Genomic DNA, 17,559 nt, shown 5'->3' on the forward strand with positions numbered 1-17,559 from the left:
AGTTGATGTCCTCTCTCCGCGGCCGGATTCCGGTCTCCATCCTCACCGGCTTTCTCGGTGCGGGAAAATCGACGTTGCTCAACCGCATCCTCAAGGATCCGGGGACAAGCGACACGGCCGTCATCATCAACGAGTTTGGCGAAGTCGGTATCGACAATTTCCTGGTCGAGGCTTCGGGTGACGCCCTGGTGGAACTTTCCAACGGCTGCCTCTGCTGCACCGTCCGCGGTGAACTGGTCGATTCGCTGGCCTATATGATGGATGGCATCCAGACCGGCCGGCTAAAGCCCTTTCGCCGCGTGGTGATCGAGACGACCGGCCTTGCCGATCCCGCTCCTGTCATGCAATCGGTCATGGGCAATCCCGTGATCGCGCAGAATTTCGAGCTTGACGGCGTGATCACGGTGGTGGACGCGGTCAACGGGCTCTCGACGCTCGATCGTCATCAGGAGGCGGTGAAACAGGCAGCGGTCGCCGACCGGCTCATCATTTCCAAACTTTCGATGGCCGATGCAACCCAGATTGCCGCCCTCAAATCCCGGCTCGCAACCCTCAATCCGCGAGCGCCGGTCGTCGATGGCGACGGCGCGGAAGCCGGTACTGCGTCGATCCTGGAAAACGGGCTCTACGATCCGGCGACCAAGATCGCTGACGTGGATCGTTGGCTGCACGACGAGATGGCGAACGATGCCGAAGAGCATCATGATCACCATCACGACCATGAACATCACGGACACGATCATCATGGGCATGGGCACCATCACCACCATCATCATGACGTGACCCGCCACGGCGAGAATATCCGCTCGTTCTCGATCAGCCACGACAAGCCGATCGATCCGATGGCGATCGAGATGTTCGTCGATCTGCTGCGCTCGGCGCATGGGGAAAAGCTGCTCAGGATGAAGGCGGTCGTGGCGCTCTCGGACAATCCCGACCGGCCGCTGGTGCTGCATGGGGTACAGAGCGTATTCCATCCCCCGCAGCGGCTGCCGAAATGGCCGGAAGGTTCGGATCGCCGCACCCGCATGGTGCTGATCACCCAAGACCTGCCGGAGGCTTTCGTATCGGATCTGTTCGCCGCTTTCACCGGACAACCGCGTATCGACCGGCCGGATCGAGCGGCGCTGGAAGATAATCCGCTCTCCGTTCCCGGGCTCCGGATGTAAATCCGGCTATCCTTTACGGATCAGGAAACGGTGGCCGGCTCCGGTCTTTTCCGAGCGGATGAGCTCATGACCTTCTTCGGTGCAGAAATGCGGGATGTCGATGCCGGCCAGCGGGTCGGTCGTTTCGATCAGGAGTTCGGCACCGCTTTCCATGCTTTTCAGCCGCCGCCGCGTTTTCAGCACGGGCAGGGGACACTTCAGGCCTCTCAGGTCGTAGAGGCCGTCAGCGGTGGAGTTCATTCCGTGCTCCAGAATTTCCAGAACGGCTTCTTTTTGACTTCCGTGACCTGCTGCGGTGCCGCATAGGCAAGCGGGTTCTGCTCCGGGATCGGAACGGTTGTCGTCCCTTGAGCGGTTGCTGTGGTGGGAGCCGGTGTCTGAGGCGGCGTGCTGGCTGTCGGCAGGCGGTCCTGTTTCATCCGCTCGGCGGCGGAGGAGGCACGCGGCGAGGGAGCGGCGGAAGCGAGCATGGTATTGGCTGGCTTGTTCTGGGCAGCCATGCGTTTCTCCATCATCGCCTTGAATTCCGATTGGCTCATCAGTTTGCCGGCTTCAAGCGAGGTACCGGTCGGCGCGTAGGCTAGGTCGCGGCCCTTGCGTTTCTCGGCGACAACCGCCTTGCGTTCCGCTTCGGAAGGCTCGTACCAGACCTTGCCGTCGAACTTGTCGAGGGCCTTTTGATAGGCGAGGTCATAGGTCTTTCCATAGGAGGCCAATGCAGCCACCAGCGCCGGCGGGGTCGACATGGGCGGGCAGGCGGACGCTGCGTTGAACGTGCCGTTGCCTTCCACCTGCTGGTTGAAGACGTATTTCTTTTCGCAGACGGCCACTTCCGGCGGCCGCTTGGTGACTTCGAAATTATCGTAGCCAGCCTTCAACATCTTCCAGAAGTCATAGTTCGAATTGTCGCGGTGGCGCACCATGTTCTCCGCGGTCATGCGGAAGGGAAGAGCCTGGAGCTGAATGGCCGTCTGGCCGCCCTTGAAGGCATCGCGGGCGAAAGCATAGATTTCCAGAACCTGTTCGTCCGTCATGGAATAACAGCCGGATGACGAGCAGGCTCCATGGATCATCAGGTTGGAGCCGGTGCGGCCATTCGCCTGGTCGTAGCGGTTCGGGAAGCCGGTATTGATGGCGAGATAGTATTTTGAGTAGGGGTTCAGATGCGCCGGCGTCAGGTTATAGAAACCTTCAGGAGCCTGGCGATCGCCTTCCTTGACCTTCGGACCGAGCTTTCCGGACCAGGCGCAGATGTCGTAGCTCTTGATCACCTCGAAGCGGTTGTCGGCCCTTGCCTTCCAGACCTCCAGCTTACCCTCTTCCTTGAGGATGCGGACCATGATCGGCGAATTGCGCGGCATGTTCTTCTTCTGCATCTCTGCAAGGATGCGGGAAGGCAGAGGCTGCTCGACCTTGTTCTTGACGCTCTTGAGGTCGGTGCTTGCCGAATCGAGCGTGTCATTGCAGCCCGTCAGCGCGGTTGCCACGAGAAGAGCGAAGGCGATGTGTTTCATCAGACGCATCGGAACGGACCACATGGATTTCGAAAGCCGACCGGGATCGGTACGGGACTTCGATCAATAAAGCGGTAATCTTTACATCTTCTTAACCGCTTCTATCCGTCTGTCCAGCAAAACCGCCCAACATCACTGTTTACAGCAATGTGGCCAAATTTGGCAATTTCAGCGGCAGCCGTCCAAGGATTAGAGATTGCGGCCAATATCGAGGAACTTCTGCCGACGCGCGGACCTGAGTTCGTCGCCGGACAGTTGCCCCAGATCTTCAAGGGCTGAAGCAATCACCTTGCCGGTTGCCGCGATCACGGTATCCGGTTCGCGGTGGGCTCCGCCGATCGGTTCGGGGATAATGTCGTCGATGATGCCAAGCGCCTTCAAGTCGTCCGCTGTGATCTTCATGTTCGTGGCGGCTTCCCGGGCACGGGTCGAATCACGCCAGAGGATGGAGGCAGCACCTTCCGGCGAAATCACCGAATAGATCGCATGCTCGAGCATGTAGACACGGTTACCTGTGGCGATCGCGATTGCCCCGCCGGAACCGCCTTCACCGATGACGACTGAAACCATCGGCACCTTCAAGGCCAGGCACATTTCAGTCGAACGGGCGATGGCTTCCGCCTGGCCGCGTTCTTCGGCGCCGACGCCCGGATAGGCGCCTGCGGTATCGACCAGCGTGATCACCGGCAGGCCGAAGCGGCCGGCCATTTCCATGACGCGGATCGCCTTGCGATAGCCTTCCGGACGGGGGCTGCCGAAGTTGTGCTTGAGGCGTGTCTTCGTATCATGGCCCTTTTCCTGGCCGATGATTGCGACTGGCATGCCGTTGAAGCGGGCAAGGCCCGCCTGGATCGCGGCGTCCTCGCCGAAGTTGCGGTCGCCCGCGAGCGGCGTGAAATCGGTAAAAAGCCGGGTCGAATAGTCGATGAAATGCGGACGCTGCGGATGCCGAGCGACCTGCGTCTTTTCCCAGGCTCCGAGCTTGGCGTAAACCTCCCTGGTCGCTTCCCTGACGCGGGCCTCGAGCCTCGTGATCTCCTCGGACGTATCGATGCTCTCGTCTTCCGAGGCGAGCTTTTTCAGCTCATGGATCTTCCCCTCGAGATCCGAGATTGGCTTTTCGAAATCGAGATAAGTCTGCATGAGATCCGGTTTCCCGTTACTTCTTAGCTCAGGAACGCGGAGTTCCCCGTTGCGGTCGGGCTTCTAATCCCGGTTTTTGGCCTGTTTTGCAAGAGGGTGATGCATTTCAACAAGCTCGCGCAGCCGTTCTTCCAGAACATGCGTATAAATCTGCGTGGTGGAAATGTCTGAATGGCCAAGCAATTCCTGCACCACGCGAAGGTCCGCTCCGTTCTGAAGGAGGTGGCTTGCGAACGCATGGCGCATCACATGCGGCGAGATTGTCGTGGCTTTGAGACCGGCCCGAGCGGCGACGCTTTTCAAATCGCGCGCGAAGACCTGCCGGGGAAGATAACCCTCTTTGCCGGACGAAGGGAAAAGCCAGGGGCTATCTCCGGTTCTGGCAACCATGGCGGCGCGGGCTTCGCCATAGGATTTCAGCGCGGCGATGGCCGAGCGGGAGAGCGGTACCAGCCGTTCCTTGTTTCCCTTGCCACGGATCATCAGGAAACGGCCTTCCTGGTCGAGGACCTTGATGGGCAGCGAAACGAGTTCGCTAACGCGCATGCCGGTGGCATAGAGAAGTTCGAGCAAAGCTAGCATCCTGAGGCGGGAAAGTTGGTCCGGCCCAGGCTCCGCCGCCTCCTTCGCGGCAAGTTCCAGCAGCCGGGTCACATCATCCTCGCTCATGGTCTTGGGCAGCGGGCGGCCCTTTTTGGGCGCGTCGAGGATTGCGGTCGGATCGTCGCCGCGCAGGCCTTCCGCATAGAGAAACTTGTAGAATTGCCGCATGGCCGACAACCGCCGCGCCTGGGACGAGGCCGCAAACCCCTGTTTGCTCAGATGAGCGAGATAGGCCGCAAGATCGGCACTTTCGGCGGCGAGCGGAGTTTTTCGGCTCGAGGCAAGGAAGGAATGCAGGTCTTCGAGGTCGCGCTCGTAGGAGGCGAGCGTATTGCCGGCAGCGCCCCGCTCGGCGCTCATCATTTCGAGAAAGGCTTCGATATGGGCGCGGGAAAGATCGACCATGTCCGTTTGCCGTTATCGTTGAGGTGATGCCGGATTCAGCCGCTCAGAAGGGATGCGCACCGTCACATCGCGTTCCCGCGGCTCTACCAGCATGACGAGCGCCACCATGCTTCCATAAACGATGCCTGCGATCACCGCCAGCACGAAGAGGAAACGAAAAAGGGTGGGCATCCGGAACTCCACAAGGTTGCGTCGCACTATATCGATAAAGGTTTATGGAAGAACAAGAACAAACAATCCTCCGCTGTCTTTAGGTATTGCGACGGCTTGACGCTGCCCCGGCATTTGTCGATACCGTGTTCGAAACGGACCTGACGATGACAGAAGCTGCAACCTCCGCCGCACCGACCCTCAGCGAAAAGGCGCGTGCCGTTCTCGGCAAGCGCAATCTCGTCTTCGTCGGTCTGATGGGCGCCGGCAAGTCGGTGATCGGTCGGCTGGTGGCGCAGAGCCTTTCCATCCCGTTCGTGGATACGGACGCGGAGATCGAGAAAGTCTCCCGCATGACCATCAGCGAGCTGTTCGCGGCCTATGGTGAGGCGGAGTTCCGCTCACTTGAGACCCGCGTCATCGAGCGCCTGCTAAGGAATGGACCGCGCGTGATTTCGACCGGCGGGGGCGCCTTCATCAACGAGAATACGCGAAGGCGAATCAAGAACGGCGGCATTTCCATCTGGCTGAAAGCCGATCTGGATGTCTTGTGGGAGCGTGTCAGTAAACGCGACCATAGGCCGTTGCTCAAGACCGAGAATCCGAGGCAAACGCTCGAAAACCTGATGATCCAGCGTTATCCGGTGTATGCCAATGCGGATCTGACCGTCCAGTCGGGGAATGTCCGCAAGGATGTTATGGTCAACGAAGTGCTGTCCGCCATTGTCGGCATGGCCGATCATTCCAGTGAAAGTGAACTGCGATGAACGTATCTTCCCGATCTCCCGAGCGATCCCTGGAGCGCCTTGTGCATGTGCCGCTCGGCGACCGCGCCTACGACATTCTGATCGGTCCCGGCCTGATTGCGCGGGCCGGGGGCGAGATCACGTCGCGGCTCAAGGGCCGCAAGGCGGCGATCATCACCGACGAACATGTGGACCCGCTTTATCTCGAAGCCCTGATGGACAGCCTGCAGACCGACGGTATCGAAGCGGTCTCCCTGACGCTGCCTGCGGGTGAGAAGACGAAGAGCCTCGAACATCTTGCAACCGTCACCGATATGGTGCTTTCGGCCCGTATAGAGCGTAATGATTGCGTGATTGCGCTTGGCGGCGGGGTGATCGGCGATCTTGCCGGCTTTGCCGCCGGTATCGTTCGCCGCGGGGTACGTTTCGTGCAGATCCCGACCACGCTTCTGGCACAGGTCGATTCTTCCGTCGGTGGCAAGACCGGCATCAACACCCATCACGGCAAGAACCTGCTCGGTGTTTTCCATCAGCCGAGCCTCGTGCTTGCCGATACCGCCGCGCTCGACTCGCTTTCCGAGCGGGAGTTCCGCGCCGGCTATGCGGAAGTCGCGAAATACGGGCTGATCGACAAGCCGGATTTCTTCGCCTGGCTGGAAAAGCACTGGAGAGAGGTCTTCGAAGGCGGCCCGGAGCGGATCGAAGCGATCGCGGTGAGCTGTCAGGCGAAGGCCGATGTCGTCGTCGAAGACGAGCGGGAAACGGGCCGTCGGGCGCTTCTCAATCTCGGCCACACGTTCGGCCATGCGCTGGAAGCGGCGACCGAATATGATAGCAAGAGGCTCGTGCATGGAGAGGGTGTTGCGATCGGCATGGTGTTGGCGCATCAGTTCTCGGCGAGGCTTAATCTCGCAAGCCCGGACGATGCCGGGCGGGTCGAGGCCCACCTAAAGGCCGTCGGTTTGCCGACTTCGATGAGCGACATCCCCGGCAAGCTGCCGCCGACTGAAAAATTGCTCGAGGCGATCGCGCAGGACAAGAAGGTCCAGGGCGGCAAGCTCACCTTCATCCTCACGCATGGCATCGGCCAGTCCTTTATCGCGAACGACGTGCCATCGTCCGAAGTCTTGAGTTTTCTGGAGGAAAAGCGACCGAAATGACGTTGATGGGAGGGCTGCTGTCGCGTGCCGTCAACGCGTTTATTCGCGGGCTTCTCCGGCTGTTCGGTGTTTCGCTCTCTCATGAGACGCTTGCTCTTTCGAACCACGACGACCTGCATGCTGCGCTCGACGCGCTCCATCGCGAGGGCAATTTCGACAAGCCGGACCGGGATCGATTGAGCAGCCTCTTCGAGCTGGAAGAGCTGGAAGTCTCCGATGTCATGAAGCATCGCACCGTGATGCGGGCGGTCAACGCCGACGACCCGCCGGACGTGGCTGTTCGCACCGTTCTGGAAAGCCCCTATACGCGCATGCCCGTCTGGCGCAATTCGACGGAGAACATCATCGGCATCGTGCATGCCAAGGATCTGCTGCGTGCGCTTGCCGAGCCGAATGTGCAGCCGGACAACATCGACATCGTCAAGATCGCCCAAAAACCGTGGTTCGTGCCGGACAGCACCAGCCTCAAGGATCAGCTCAATGCCTTCCTGCGCCGCAAGGTGCATTTTGCCGTCGTCGTCGACGAATATGGCGAGGTACAGGGCATCGTGACGCTGGAGGACATCCTTGAAGAGATCGTCGGCGATATTGCCGACGAGCACGACATCGAGATTCAAGGTGTGCGCCAGGAGGCGGACGGATCGATCGTCGTCGATGGATCCGTGCCGATCCGCGATTTAAACCGCGCGCTCGACTGGAACTTACCGGATGCCGAAGCGACGACGATTGCCGGCCTTGTCATTCACGAATCGAAACTCATCCCCGAAGAGCGGCAGGCCTTCACCTTCTATGACAAGCGTTTCATCGTCATGAAGCGCGAGAAGAACCGCATTACGCGGCTGCGGATACGACCGGCGGACGAGGCTACATTGCCGGCGGAGTAGGCTTGGGTTGAATCGGGAACCCACGGGTTATTGGCTTTCGGCCCAAAGCGGCCATGGGCGATGTCGCCTTCATAGCCGTTGGGTCACCTCATTCCTCAGGCAGGGTTCAAGGTAGCGAAAATGCGGTCATAGGTTCCGTCGCGCTCGGCCCAGCGGCGCGCTTGATCTCGTTCGAGCAGCAATTCGCCCCGCGGGTGATCGCCCTGTTCAAGCATTGCCATCACCGCCGAAATATAGGCGGCCAGAGGCATCGCACGTGAGTCGACGGCCTGCGCGGCGCCCGTCAGTTCTGTCTGCACATAGGGCGGCGACAATTCGAGGACGTCGACCGACGTTTTGCTCAATTGATGACGTAGCGATGTTAACCATGAATGCAGGAAAGACTTGGTGGCGCAATAGGTGGGGAAATCGGCGCGAGGCAGGAAAGCGAGCGCGGAACTCGTCGCCATAATCGTCGACAGAGACTGCTGCTTCAAGATCGGCAGAAAGGCGGCGACAGCGCGCAGCACGCCGACGATGTTGGTCTGCACCATCGCCTCCGCCTCGGCCGTATCCCAGTCTTCGGTCGTCATATCTTCGTTCCGGGAGATACCAGCATTGGCGATCAGCACGTTGAGGCGGGGAAATCGCGCGCGTACTGAGCTTGCAGCGCGAGCCAGCGAAACCGCATCATTCAGATCGAGATACAGTCCGGTGATACCGGGCCGACCAAGCGTGATCTCGTCGAGCATATCCTGCCGGCGCCCGGTCACAATGACGCGGTTGCCGCGATCGTGGAACGCTTCGGCAAGCGCGCGGCCGATGCCGCTCGTGCCACCGGTGATCAGGACGGTATTGTCGGTCATTCTCATTTTTCGAACCCTTCCAAGGTGTTTCGGGAAAGGCCACGGCTGATTCGTCACGGACGTAGCACAACGCTTCAGCCGCCCGGAACGGGTGGATGACAACGAGGCTGCAGGTAACGAAGTGAATCCCTACCGCGCGCCTTCATATCCGAGTTCTCCCTGCTGGGACCTTCTCGACAAAGGACGCGTTGGATGACGGTAACGCCTACGGCATGGGCTTTGGACCACTGCAGGTTGATCACTAGCCCAAGGGAAATCATTGGTCAACCGGCCACTGCCCTGTCATTCAGCCGGGAAGCGTGACGTGGGCCAGCTAGAGGGTATCGCACAACGAGTAGGATTCGGCCCTTGGCCTCTCGCCTCATCATCCCTATCTAACCGATGCTACCAGTTCGTCGGTTCACCGGGTGCTGCAGTTTCCACCGCCAGCGCATGTAGGCCTGCGTCGAGTTCCGGCTTGAGGAGCGCGTTCACTATTCGATGCCGGTCGATACGGCTCATTCCGGAAAATTTGGCTGAGACGACACGGACACGCATATGCGTCCCCTCGGCGCCGGTGAAGTGCGGCTGATGACCGGCATGCTGATGGCTTTCGTCGATGACGACCAGCCGTTCCGGCTCAAGGTTTTCGGTAAGCGTGGCTTCGATCCGGGCTTTGACGGACATGTTCGGCTCCATGACAACGTAGGTCGCGGCGGCGACCTCAAAGGGGCATCCCACAAACCAGTAAGAAAGCGCTTTGTCAATTCTTGCCGCATCCTCCCGGCCATCCCATAATGAGGGCCTTATGAAGCTAGATTCCAAATATTTCGATCGTATCCGGACGCGCCGGAACAGGCAGCAGGAAGCGGCTCCGCAGGCGCCGACCTGTCAGTGGGACGGGTGCGACAAGCCCGGCGCTCACCGCGCTCCCGTGGGCCGCAACGCGGAAGGCCAGTTCTTCCTGTTCTGTTTCGAACACGTCAAGGAATACAACAAGGGTTATAACTACTTTTCCGGTCTTTCGGACGGCGAGATCGCCCGGTACCAGAAGGAGGCGGTGACGGGCCATCGCCCGACCTGGACGCTCGGCGTCAATAAATCGGCCAAGCAGGCTCCACTTCATTCGACCGTGCGATCCGGCGGTGCTCACGCGCAACGGTTCAGGGATCCGTTCGGCTTCGTTTCGCAGGCGCGCGCCGGCGGCCCTCGCTTTCCACCCCAGGAGCGCAAGTTGAAGACGCTGGAAGCAAAGGCCTTCGACACGATGGGGTTGACGGGGAATGCGACAGCGACTGAAATCAAGAGCCGCTACAAGGAACTGGTCAAAAAGCACCATCCCGATGCCAATGGCGGCGATCGCGGCTCGGAAGAACGTTTTCGCGCTGTTGTTCAAGCATATCAGTTGTTGAAGCAGGCGGGTTTCTGCTAAGCCGTAAAAATTGCGTCAGTGAGGATGACGGACGGGCGGCGGCCCGTGCCTTGGAGAGATGATGAGTAAGATTGATCTAGATATTTCCAATCTGCCCGATACGACTGTTTCGGTCCGGGAAGTTTTCGGCATCGATACGGATTGGCAGGTTCCTGCCTACAGCAACGGCGACCCCTATGTTCCTGATCTCGACCCGGACTACCTGTTCGACCGCGATACGACGCTCGCCATCCTTGCAGGCTTTGCACATAACCGACGTGTCATGGTGTCCGGCTTCCATGGCACCGGCAAATCCACCCATATCGAGCAGGTCGCAGCCCGTCTCAACTGGCCGTGCGTGCGCGTCAACCTCGATAGCCATGTCAGCCGTATCGATCTCGTCGGCAAAGACGCGATCGTGCTGAAGGACGGCAAGCAGGTCACCGAATTCAAGGACGGCATCCTGCCCTGGGCCTACCAGCATAATGTTGCGCTCGTCTTTGACGAATACGATGCCGGCCGCCCGGACGTCATGTTCGTCATCCAGCGCGTGCTGGAATCCTCCGGCCGCCTGACCCTGCTCGACCAGAGCCGCGTCATCCGCCCTCACCCGGCCTTCCGTATCTTCGCGACCGCCAACACTGTCGGCCTCGGTGATACGACCGGCCTCTATCACGGCACGCAGCAGATCAACCAGGCGCAGATGGACCGCTGGTCGATTGTCACCACGCTGAACTATCTGCCGCATGAGAAGGAAGTCGACATCGTCGCCGCCAAGGTGAAGAGTTTCGGCGCTTCCGCCGAGGGCCGCGAGACGGTTTCCAAGATGGTGCGCGTTGCCGATCTTACCCGCTCGGCCTTCATGAATGGCGACCTTTCGACCGTCATGAGTCCTCGCACGGTCATCACCTGGGCGGAGAATGCCGAGATCTTCGGCGATATCGCCTTTGCCTTCCGCATCACCTTCCTCAACAAGTGCGACGAGCTGGAGCGCACGCTGGTCGCCGAGCAGTACCAGCGCGCCTTCGGTGTCGAGCTGAAGGAAAGCGCAGCCAACATCGTTCTCGGGGCATAAACGCACGGAGGCGGCATCATGGCAGTGCGCGGAGACAATTCGAAGGCCAAAACCGGCGGGCCGGTGGATACCGAGCCGTTGCGGCAGGCGATCACCGGCTGCATTCGCTCGATTGCCGGCGACAACGAAGTCGAGGTTTCGTTCGCGAACGAGCGCCCCGGTCTTGCCGGCGAGCGTATCCGCCTGCCGGAAATTTCCAAGCGACCGACGGCGCACGAACTTGCGGTGACCCGTGGTCTCGGCGACTCCATGGCGCTGCGGCTCGCCTGCCATGATACGAATGTCCATGCCAATATGTCGCCACAGGGCTCCGACGCTCGCGTTGTCTTCGACGCGGTCGAGCAGGCCCGTGTGGAATCGATCGGGGCACTGCGCATGGCCGGCGTCGCGGCTAACCTTAATTCAATGCACGCCGAAAAATATGCCAAAGCGAATTTCTCCGGCATCGAACGGCAGGAAGATGCGCCGGTCGCGGAAGCCGTCGCCATGCTGGTGCGTGAAAAACTGACCGGCGAGCGGCCGCCCGCCAGTGCCGGCAAGGTGCTCGACCTGTGGCGGCCTTTCATCGAGGAAAAGGCATCCGGCGATCTCGATAACCTGAAGGGTGTGATCGAGGACCAGCAGGCTTTCGGCAAGCTCGTGCGGCACATGCTGTCCTCCATGCAGATGGCGGAGGAATTCGCGGAGGAGGACTCCGAGCCGGAGGAAATGGAGAATCCGAGCGAAGAAGACCAGCCACGCAGCAATGAGACCGACAACGAGGAGGTCGAGGAAGAGGCCGGTGCCGACGCCGCGCCCGCCGAGCAGAGCGAGGCTTCCGACGATGAACTCGAAGACGGCGAGATGGACGGTGCCGAGATGTCTGACGAGGACATGTCGGACGACAGCGACGAACATTCCGAGACGCCGGGCGAAACTCGCCGTCCGAACAGCCCGTTCGACGATTTCAACGAAAAGGTCGACTACAAGATCTTTACGCAGGAATTCGACGAGGAGGTCACAGCGGAGGAACTCTGCGACGAGGCCGAACTGGACCGGTTGCGCGCCTTTCTTGACAAGCAGCTTGCTCATCTCCAGGGCGCGGTCGGCCGGCTCGCCAACCGTTTGCAGCGTCGCCTGATGGCGCAGCAGAACCGCTCCTGGGATTTCGACCTGGAGGAAGGCTATCTGGATCCGGCACGCCTATCGCGTCTGATCATCGACCCCATGCAGCCGCTTTCCTTCAAGAAGGAGCGCGACACACAGTTCCGCGATACGGTCGTTTCGCTGGTCATCGATAATTCAGGCTCGATGCGCGGCCGGCCGATTACGGTTGCGGCCACCTGTGCCGACATCCTTGCCCGCACGCTGGAACGCTGCGGCGTGAAGGTCGAGATCCTCGGCTTCACGACCAAGGCCTGGAAGGGCGGGCAGGCGCGTGAGAAGTGGCTCGCTGGCGGCAAGCCTCCGACCCCCGGCCGCCTTAACGACCTGCGCCATATCGTCTACAAATCGGCCGATGCACCCTGGCGCCGCTCGCGCCGGAATCTCGGCCTGATGATGCGAGAGGGTTTGCTCAAGGAAAATATCGACGGGGAAGCGCTGATGTGGGCGCACCAGCGCCTCATCGGCCGGCCGGAACAGCGCAAGATCCTGATGATGATCTCCGACGGCGCTCCGGTCGACGACTCGACGCTGTCGGTCAATCCGGGCAACTATCTGGAACGGCACCTGCGGGCGGTGATCGAGCAGATCGAGACGCGTTCGCCGATCGAGCTTCTGGCGATCGGCATCGGCCATGACGTGACGCGTTACTACCGAAAGGCCGTGACGATCGTCGATGCGGACGAGCTTGCAGGCGCAATGACCGAGCAGCTTGCGGCGCTCTTCGAAGAGAACAACAGTCATTCGACGGGCCGCATGCGCCGGGCCGGTTGAGGCTTGCTCCCTTGAAGTTTGTCCGTCTTGCCATCTGCTCCGCGCTTTTCAGTGCGCTGGCTTTTCCGGTGGCGCCGGCGACGGAGAGCATCTTGGTGAGGGCGCGGGCGATCACCGAATTCAAGCGTGGCTCCACCGAGGTGCGTTTCGGCCCGCTGGAATTCCTCGGCGGCATCGAGTTCTCGTCATCCGACAGCCGGCTGCAATCGTTGTCAAGCATACGCTTTCGCTCCGATGGCCAGAGCTTCGTATCCGTCCTCGATACTGGCAACTGGTTGACGGGCAGGATCGAGCGGGATGCCGGCGGCCGGCTTTCCGGCCTCTCGGATATCTCGATCAGCCCTATCCTCATCCAAGGTGGGCGTGCCGGTTCGAAATATTATACGGATGCCGAAGGGCTGGCGCTGCGCAGCGGACAGGCGATCGTCAGTTTCGAGCAGCGCCACCGCGTCGATGTCTATCCCGATCCGGGCTTTGAGACTTCCGCTCCAGTGAAGACGCACGATCCCGTCATCCCCCGCCATGAGTTTCGTATGAATGCCGGGATGGAGACCGTGGCGGTCTCGCCTTCCTCAAGCCCGCTCATGGGAGCGCTTGTCGTCGTGACGGAGCACAGCATCGACGATGACGGCAATTCGTTCGCAGCAATCCTTGAGGGGCCGCTGAAGGGTGTGTTCAAGGTCGCGCGCCACGATCCCTACGATGTAACGGATGGCGCCTTCCTGCCGCGCGGCGATTTCCTGCTGCTGGAACGTCGCTTCAGCTTCACAGGCGGGCTCGGCATGCGCATTCGGCGGATCAAGGGCGACAGCATCCGTCCCGGCGCCGTCGTGGACGGCGAGGTACTCATCGACGCCGACATGGGCTATGCGATCGATAATATGGAAGGGCTGGACGTCGTCACCGGGCCGGAAGGCAAGCCGCACCTCATCGTGGTGTCGGACGATAACGGCAATATTCTCCAGAGCAATGTGATGCTGGAATTCCGGTTGGACGACTAGCATTTTCCGGTTTCAGTCCTTTTTCGCGGCGTTATACGCATCGAGCAGGGCCTGAACGGGTATGCCATCGATCTTGGCTCCCGTCATTCTGCATCCGATGAATTCCGCGCCCGAAAGGTTGGAGTTGTGTAGGCGCAGGCCGGACAGGTTCACATCATCAATGGACCAGCCTGACATATTGCTGTCGTTGATTGTCGCGCCCGCAAAATTGATTTGATTGAAGCTCGCGCCTGACAGATTCGTATTGTTGAAGCGCGTGCCGGACAGGTTCACATCGTCGAACGACGAGCCTGAAAGAGTTGTACGAGTGGCTTCCAGAACATCGAAGACATCGTGAATCTGCATCGTGGCTCGTCCAAAGAAATTGCGACGTAGCGCAGACTGCAGCGCAATCGCTCGACTTGCAAGTGGCGATCGAGCCGGACGATTTTGAGGTCAGACGGCCTTGGCCACCTGCGGCATCGGCTTCAGCACGTTCATCAGCGCGCCATAGGGCAACAGCAGCACGATACCGACCAGGATCTTGACGACAAGGTCACCCAGCGCCCAGGAGATCCAGCGAGGAGCCTCGATGGCGAAGGCGCCGAGGATGGGGGCCTGCGCGATCGCGAAATCCTCGTTCGGGCCGATGAAGACAAAGATCGCGGCGAAGGCCAGCGAGAAGAACAGCAGCGTGTCGAGTGCGGAGCCGAGAAGGGAGCCGGCAAGCGGCGCACGCCACCAGGTCTGGCGACGAAGCTGGTTGAAAACCGAGATATCGAGAAGCTGGCCGATGAGATAGGCCGTGCCCGACGCGACGGCGATCCGCGGCGCAGACGCCAGGAAGGAAAGGGTGACGCCGACGACAAAGCCTACGAATACGATGCGGCGGGCAGTCGCAGGACCGAACTGGCGATTGGCGAGGTCGGTGACCAGGAAGGCGACAGGATAGATGAACGCGCCCCAGGTCAGGAGGTCCGCGAGCGCGATGCCCCAGAGCGTTCCCTTGACCGGGAACTGAACGAGGAAGTTCGAGGCGACGACGACGGCCGCCATGATCAGAGCGTAGATGAGGGTATAGCGCGTCGCTTGCATTTTTTTATCCTGGGTGATGCCACCAGTTGGAGGAGTATGAAGGACCGCATCAGCCCGAAATTCGTTTTCGATTTTCGGAAAGCACGATGCGGCAACTAAATAAATCGGAGCGTCCTTTGTGCGTCCATTCGGACGCACGGCGCTCCAAGAGAAAAGGCCTGTCCGGTGTTACCCGTGCAAGCCTCCCTCAAAGCCGGATGATATGTCGCCCGCGCGATTAAGCGGCTTCGGCAGTCTTCTTGACGATCTGGCGGCGCAGCAGGCGAGCGCGCATCGACAGTTCGTTTTCGTCGGACTTCAGCAGGAAGGCGTCGAGGCCGCCACGATGCTCGACGGAGCGCAGGGCATGCGCGGAAACGCGCAGGCGGAAGCGCTGACCGAGAGCGTCGGAGATCAACGTGACCTGGCAGAGGTTCGGCAGGAACCGGCGGCGGGTCTTGTTGTTGGCGTGGCTTACATTGTTGCCGGTCTGAACGCCCTTGCCGGTCAGTTCGCACACACGAGACATGGATACACCTTTGTTCTTCTGCAATCGGATGGTCTTTCCGGGCAATACCCAGCACCCCGATCCAACTGGTCCTGATTGGAAAGTTGCGGTTCTATAGTCAGTGAGGTCCGCCGCGTCAAGCCAAACCTTGGCCAAACCCCGGAGATTCCGCCCATGGTGGGATTATGCCGCTATTTTCTTGCCATTATGGCCGGTCTATATGTCGCGGGAAGGCGCTTTTGGCGTCCTCATCGTTCAGGGCAGAATCATGATCCTTCGGGGCCGTTTCGTCAGTGCATTCATGGTCGTCTTTGGGCTCACGGCCGTACCGATCGGTTCCGAGGAGATCCGGCACGTCAGCAAGTACGACATTTCACTCGGCATCCTGCCGATCGCCACAGCCTCTTTTTCGAGTGAATTTAACAGCACGGACTACAAGATCACCGGCATCTTCAAATCCGCCGGCATCGTCAACATCATCAGCCGTATTTCTGCTGAAACCAGCGTTATCGGGCGCATGCAGGCCGACAAGCTGCAAGCCGACCGCTACAATCTCGTCTACAGTGCCGGCAAGCGCACGCGCATCTACGATGTCGAATACCGTAACGGCGATGTTACCGAAACGACCGTCAAACCCGAGCCGAGGCGCAATCCGAAAAACTGGATTCCGGTAACAGAGGATGACCTGCATTCCGTTCTCGATCCGCTGAGCGGCCTCATCTTCCCCGCCACCGCCAAAGTCTGCCCAAGCCGGCTGCCGATCTATGACGGAGAGTCCCGCATGGATCTCGTGCTGACGCTGAAGGGCACAAGACCCTTCTCCACGGATGGCTTCAAGGGCGAGGCGATCGTCTGCTCGATCCGCTATATGCCGAAATCCGGTTTCCGCCGTGGGCGCAGCGATATCGAGTATCTCAGGAAAACGCCGATGGAAATCTGGTTTGCCAAGGCCCAGTCGGCAAATGTATATGCTCCCGTCTACGCCCGCATCCCGACCAGGATGGGGCCGGTATATGTGACCGCCGTCAAGTATGGCGGCTGAAGTGACGTCCGGCAGGGCGTCGAGGGGGTAGGGGTGAAAATCCGGGGAACTCTGATCGGCTTCACAGCGATCCTGATGTGGTCGCTGCTTGCATTGATGACTGCTGCATCCGGCAAGATGCCGCCGTTCCAGCTTTCAGCAGTCACATTCGCGATCGGCAGCTTGCCGGGCATCATCCTCTTCGTTCTGAGACCGCAGCGCATCGCCTTTCTGAAGCAGCCGCCGAAGGTCTGGATCACCGGCATCGGCGGGCTGTTCGGCTACCATTTCCTGTATTTCACAGCGCTCCGAAATGCACCGGCAGTGGAGGCAGGCCTTATCGCCTACCTATGGCCCCTATTCATTGTAGTCGGCTCCGCCTTGCTGCCGGGCGAGAAACTGCGCTGGTATCATGTGATCGGCGCTGTCGCCGGCCTCTGTGGCACGATCACCATCGTATCGCGCAACGGTTTGTCGTTCGACGACGCCTATCTGGTCGGCTATGGTGCGGCTTTCCTTTGTGCCTTCACCTGGTCCGGCTATTCACTGTTGACGCGGCGTTTCGATCGGGTTTCGACCGATGTCGTGACCGGCTTCTGCCTTGCGACTTCAGCCTTGTCGCTGATCTGCCATCTGGCCCTGGAGACGACAATCTGGCCGGCAAATGGCGGAGAATGGGCGGCTGTCGTCGGGCTCGGCCTGCTGCCGGTGGGGGCGGCCTTCTATGCCTGGGATTACGGTGTCAAGAATGGCGACATCCAGATCATTGGTGCGGCGAGTTATGCGGCGCCGCTGCTGTCGACGCTGATCCTGGTCGCCACGGATTTTGCCGAGCCTGACTGGCGTATCGCGGTGGCCTGCCTGCTGATTACGGGGGGCGCGGTGCTTGCCGCGCGCGACATGTTCCGGCCGAAGCCGATCGGCGAGGCGGTTGCTGAGTAGGCGTCTCCGAACAATCGGAGGCGTCGGGGGGAA

General features: G+C 60.2%; 19 protein-coding genes and 1 pseudogene. 10 read left to right on the forward strand and 10 right to left on the reverse strand.

Annotated features, from left to right (window positions below):
• The first annotated feature begins 5 nt into the window (after positions 1-5).
• Positions 6-1,169 (forward strand): CobW family GTP-binding protein, encoded by a 1,164-nt coding sequence (locus J2046_RS17075; protein ID WP_210053798.1) that lies wholly within the window; start codon positions 6-8, stop codon positions 1,167-1,169.
• Between the two features lie 6 nt (positions 1,170-1,175).
• On the opposite strand, the gene J2046_RS17080 is transcribed toward J2046_RS17075, so the two are convergent.
• The 5 genes from J2046_RS17080 to J2046_RS17100 all read right to left on the reverse strand — a co-directional run bounded on the left by J2046_RS17080 (position 1,176) and on the right by J2046_RS17100 (position 5,005).
• Positions 1,176-1,409, reverse strand: coding sequence for a sulfurtransferase TusA family protein (locus tag J2046_RS17080; RefSeq protein ID WP_210053800.1), 234 nt, complete (start codon positions 1,407-1,409; stop codon positions 1,176-1,178).
• A complete protein-coding gene (locus tag J2046_RS17085) occupies positions 1,406-2,692 on the reverse strand; it encodes a L,D-transpeptidase family protein (protein WP_233469854.1) in 1,287 nt (428 codons plus the stop codon). The genes J2046_RS17080 and J2046_RS17085 overlap by 4 nt, the downstream gene beginning before the upstream one ends.
• A gap of 180 nt (positions 2,693-2,872) precedes the next feature.
• Positions 2,873-3,826, reverse strand: coding sequence for an acetyl-CoA carboxylase carboxyltransferase subunit alpha (locus tag J2046_RS17090; protein WP_210053804.1), 954 nt, complete (start codon positions 3,824-3,826; stop codon positions 2,873-2,875).
• 63 nt (positions 3,827-3,889) lie between these two features.
• Entirely contained in the window at positions 3,890-4,834 is a 945-nt protein-coding gene (gene xerD, locus J2046_RS17095) for a site-specific tyrosine recombinase XerD (protein ID WP_210053806.1), read from the reverse strand.
• A gap of 12 nt (positions 4,835-4,846) precedes the next feature.
• The gene (locus J2046_RS17100) at positions 4,847-5,005 is read right to left on the reverse strand and encodes a hypothetical protein (protein ID WP_037157047.1); all 159 of its coding nucleotides are present in this window, start codon (positions 5,003-5,005) and stop codon (positions 4,847-4,849) included.
• Positions 5,006-5,151: 146 nt separating this feature from the next.
• On the opposite strand from J2046_RS17100, the gene J2046_RS17105 reads away from it, so the two are divergent.
• The 3 genes and pseudogenes from J2046_RS17105 to J2046_RS17115 form a co-directional block, all read left to right on the forward strand.
• Entirely contained in the window at positions 5,152-5,751 is a 600-nt protein-coding gene (locus J2046_RS17105; protein WP_210053808.1) for a shikimate kinase, read from the forward strand.
• On the forward strand, positions 5,748-6,890 hold the full coding sequence (gene aroB / locus J2046_RS17110; RefSeq protein ID WP_210053810.1) for a 3-dehydroquinate synthase: 1,143 nt from the start codon (positions 5,748-5,750) through the stop codon (positions 6,888-6,890). The genes J2046_RS17105 and aroB overlap by 4 nt, the downstream gene beginning before the upstream one ends.
• 11 nt (positions 6,891-6,901) lie before the next feature.
• Positions 6,902-7,774 (forward strand): annotated as a pseudogene (locus J2046_RS17115) (HlyC/CorC family transporter); the annotation flags it as partial.
• 95 nt (positions 7,775-7,869) lie between these two features.
• On the opposite strand, the gene J2046_RS17120 reads toward J2046_RS17115, so the two are convergent.
• Together J2046_RS17120 and J2046_RS17125 are read right to left on the reverse strand one after the other, a co-directional pair.
• Entirely contained in the window at positions 7,870-8,619 is a 750-nt protein-coding gene (locus J2046_RS17120; RefSeq protein WP_233469861.1) for an SDR family oxidoreductase, read from the reverse strand.
• A 384-nt stretch (positions 8,620-9,003) separates the two neighbouring features.
• On the reverse strand, positions 9,004-9,285 hold the full coding sequence (locus tag J2046_RS17125; protein ID WP_037157335.1) for a BolA family protein: 282 nt from the start codon (positions 9,283-9,285) through the stop codon (positions 9,004-9,006).
• Positions 9,286-9,406: 121 nt separating this feature from the next.
• Between J2046_RS17125 and J2046_RS17130 the strand changes: the two genes are divergently transcribed.
• From J2046_RS17130 to J2046_RS17145, 4 genes are all read left to right on the forward strand, one after another.
• The gene (locus J2046_RS17130) at positions 9,407-10,030 is read left to right on the forward strand and encodes a J domain-containing protein (RefSeq protein WP_210053816.1); all 624 of its coding nucleotides are present in this window, start codon (positions 9,407-9,409) and stop codon (positions 10,028-10,030) included.
• A 61-nt stretch (positions 10,031-10,091) separates the two neighbouring features.
• Positions 10,092-11,084, forward strand: a complete 993-nt coding sequence (gene cobS, locus J2046_RS17135) for a cobaltochelatase subunit CobS (protein ID WP_210053818.1) — start codon at positions 10,092-10,094, stop codon at positions 11,082-11,084.
• Between the two features lie 18 nt (positions 11,085-11,102).
• A complete protein-coding gene (cobT, locus tag J2046_RS17140; protein ID WP_210053820.1) occupies positions 11,103-13,001 on the forward strand; it encodes a cobaltochelatase subunit CobT in 1,899 nt (632 codons plus the stop codon).
• Positions 13,002-13,012: 11 nt separating this feature from the next.
• Positions 13,013-14,002, forward strand: coding sequence for an esterase-like activity of phytase family protein (locus J2046_RS17145; protein WP_233469862.1), 990 nt, complete (start codon positions 13,013-13,015; stop codon positions 14,000-14,002).
• A 12-nt stretch (positions 14,003-14,014) separates the two neighbouring features.
• On the opposite strand, the gene J2046_RS17150 is transcribed toward J2046_RS17145, so the two are convergent.
• The 3 genes from J2046_RS17150 to rpmB all read right to left on the reverse strand — a co-directional run bounded on the left by J2046_RS17150 (position 14,015) and on the right by rpmB (position 15,584).
• Positions 14,015-14,347: a pentapeptide repeat-containing protein gene (locus tag J2046_RS17150; protein ID WP_210053822.1), complete on the reverse strand. Its 333-nt coding sequence runs from the start codon at positions 14,345-14,347 to the stop codon at positions 14,015-14,017.
• Between the two features lie 90 nt (positions 14,348-14,437).
• On the reverse strand, positions 14,438-15,076 hold the full coding sequence (locus J2046_RS17155) for a queuosine precursor transporter (RefSeq protein ID WP_210053824.1): 639 nt from the start codon (positions 15,074-15,076) through the stop codon (positions 14,438-14,440).
• A gap of 217 nt (positions 15,077-15,293) precedes the next feature.
• Positions 15,294-15,584, reverse strand: coding sequence for a 50S ribosomal protein L28 (rpmB, locus tag J2046_RS17160; RefSeq protein WP_037157063.1), 291 nt, complete (start codon positions 15,582-15,584; stop codon positions 15,294-15,296).
• Between the two features lie 247 nt (positions 15,585-15,831).
• Here rpmB and J2046_RS17165 point away from each other — a divergent pair, with 247 nt between their 5' ends.
• Together J2046_RS17165 and yddG are read left to right on the forward strand one after the other, a co-directional pair.
• The gene (locus J2046_RS17165; protein WP_210053826.1) at positions 15,832-16,605 is read left to right on the forward strand and encodes a DUF3108 domain-containing protein; all 774 of its coding nucleotides are present in this window, start codon (positions 15,832-15,834) and stop codon (positions 16,603-16,605) included.
• A gap of 33 nt (positions 16,606-16,638) precedes the next feature.
• Positions 16,639-17,526 carry an aromatic amino acid exporter YddG gene (yddG, locus tag J2046_RS17170; protein ID WP_210053828.1) on the forward strand — a complete coding sequence of 296 codons (888 nt, stop codon included), beginning with the start codon at positions 16,639-16,641 and terminating at the stop codon, positions 17,524-17,526.
• Positions 17,527-17,559 lie beyond the last annotated feature (33 nt).

This window comes from Neorhizobium petrolearium (assembly GCF_017873175.1).
Taxonomy (GTDB): domain Bacteria; phylum Pseudomonadota; class Alphaproteobacteria; order Rhizobiales; family Rhizobiaceae; genus Neorhizobium; species Neorhizobium petrolearium.

What these genes read in the sequence shown, in the direction of transcription:
- J2046_RS17075 (WP_210053798.1), top strand. Translation starts at nt 6, where the DNA reads ATGTCCTCTCTCCGCGGCCGGATTCCGGTCTCCATCCTCACCGGCTTT.
- J2046_RS17080 (WP_210053800.1), bottom strand. Translation starts at nt 1,409, where the DNA reads ATGAACTCCACCGCTGACGGCCTCTACGACCTGAGAGGCCTGAAGTGT.
- J2046_RS17085 (WP_233469854.1), bottom strand. Translation starts at nt 2,692, where the DNA reads ATGCGTCTGATGAAACACATCGCCTTCGCTCTTCTCGTGGCAACCGCG.
- J2046_RS17090 (WP_210053804.1), bottom strand. Translation starts at nt 3,826, where the DNA reads ATGCAGACTTATCTCGATTTCGAAAAGCCAATCTCGGATCTCGAGGGG.
- xerD (WP_210053806.1), bottom strand. Translation starts at nt 4,834, where the DNA reads ATGGTCGATCTTTCCCGCGCCCATATCGAAGCCTTTCTCGAAATGATG.
- J2046_RS17100 (WP_037157047.1), bottom strand. Translation starts at nt 5,005, where the DNA reads ATGCCCACCCTTTTTCGTTTCCTCTTCGTGCTGGCGGTGATCGCAGGC.
- J2046_RS17105 (WP_210053808.1), top strand. Translation starts at nt 5,152, where the DNA reads ATGACAGAAGCTGCAACCTCCGCCGCACCGACCCTCAGCGAAAAGGCG.
- aroB (WP_210053810.1), top strand. Translation starts at nt 5,748, where the DNA reads ATGAACGTATCTTCCCGATCTCCCGAGCGATCCCTGGAGCGCCTTGTG.
- J2046_RS17120 (WP_233469861.1), bottom strand. Translation starts at nt 8,619, where the DNA reads ATGACCGACAATACCGTCCTGATCACCGGTGGCACGAGCGGCATCGGC.
- J2046_RS17125 (WP_037157335.1), bottom strand. Translation starts at nt 9,285, where the DNA reads ATGTCCGTCAAAGCCCGGATCGAAGCCACGCTTACCGAAAACCTTGAG.
- J2046_RS17130 (WP_210053816.1), top strand. Translation starts at nt 9,407, where the DNA reads ATGAAGCTAGATTCCAAATATTTCGATCGTATCCGGACGCGCCGGAAC.
- cobS (WP_210053818.1), top strand. Translation starts at nt 10,092, where the DNA reads ATGAGTAAGATTGATCTAGATATTTCCAATCTGCCCGATACGACTGTT.
- cobT (WP_210053820.1), top strand. Translation starts at nt 11,103, where the DNA reads ATGGCAGTGCGCGGAGACAATTCGAAGGCCAAAACCGGCGGGCCGGTG.
- J2046_RS17150 (WP_210053822.1), bottom strand. Translation starts at nt 14,347, where the DNA reads ATGCAGATTCACGATGTCTTCGATGTTCTGGAAGCCACTCGTACAACT.
- J2046_RS17155 (WP_210053824.1), bottom strand. Translation starts at nt 15,076, where the DNA reads ATGCAAGCGACGCGCTATACCCTCATCTACGCTCTGATCATGGCGGCC.
- rpmB (WP_037157063.1), bottom strand. Translation starts at nt 15,584, where the DNA reads ATGTCTCGTGTGTGCGAACTGACCGGCAAGGGCGTTCAGACCGGCAAC.
- J2046_RS17165 (WP_210053826.1), top strand. Translation starts at nt 15,832, where the DNA reads ATGATCCTTCGGGGCCGTTTCGTCAGTGCATTCATGGTCGTCTTTGGG.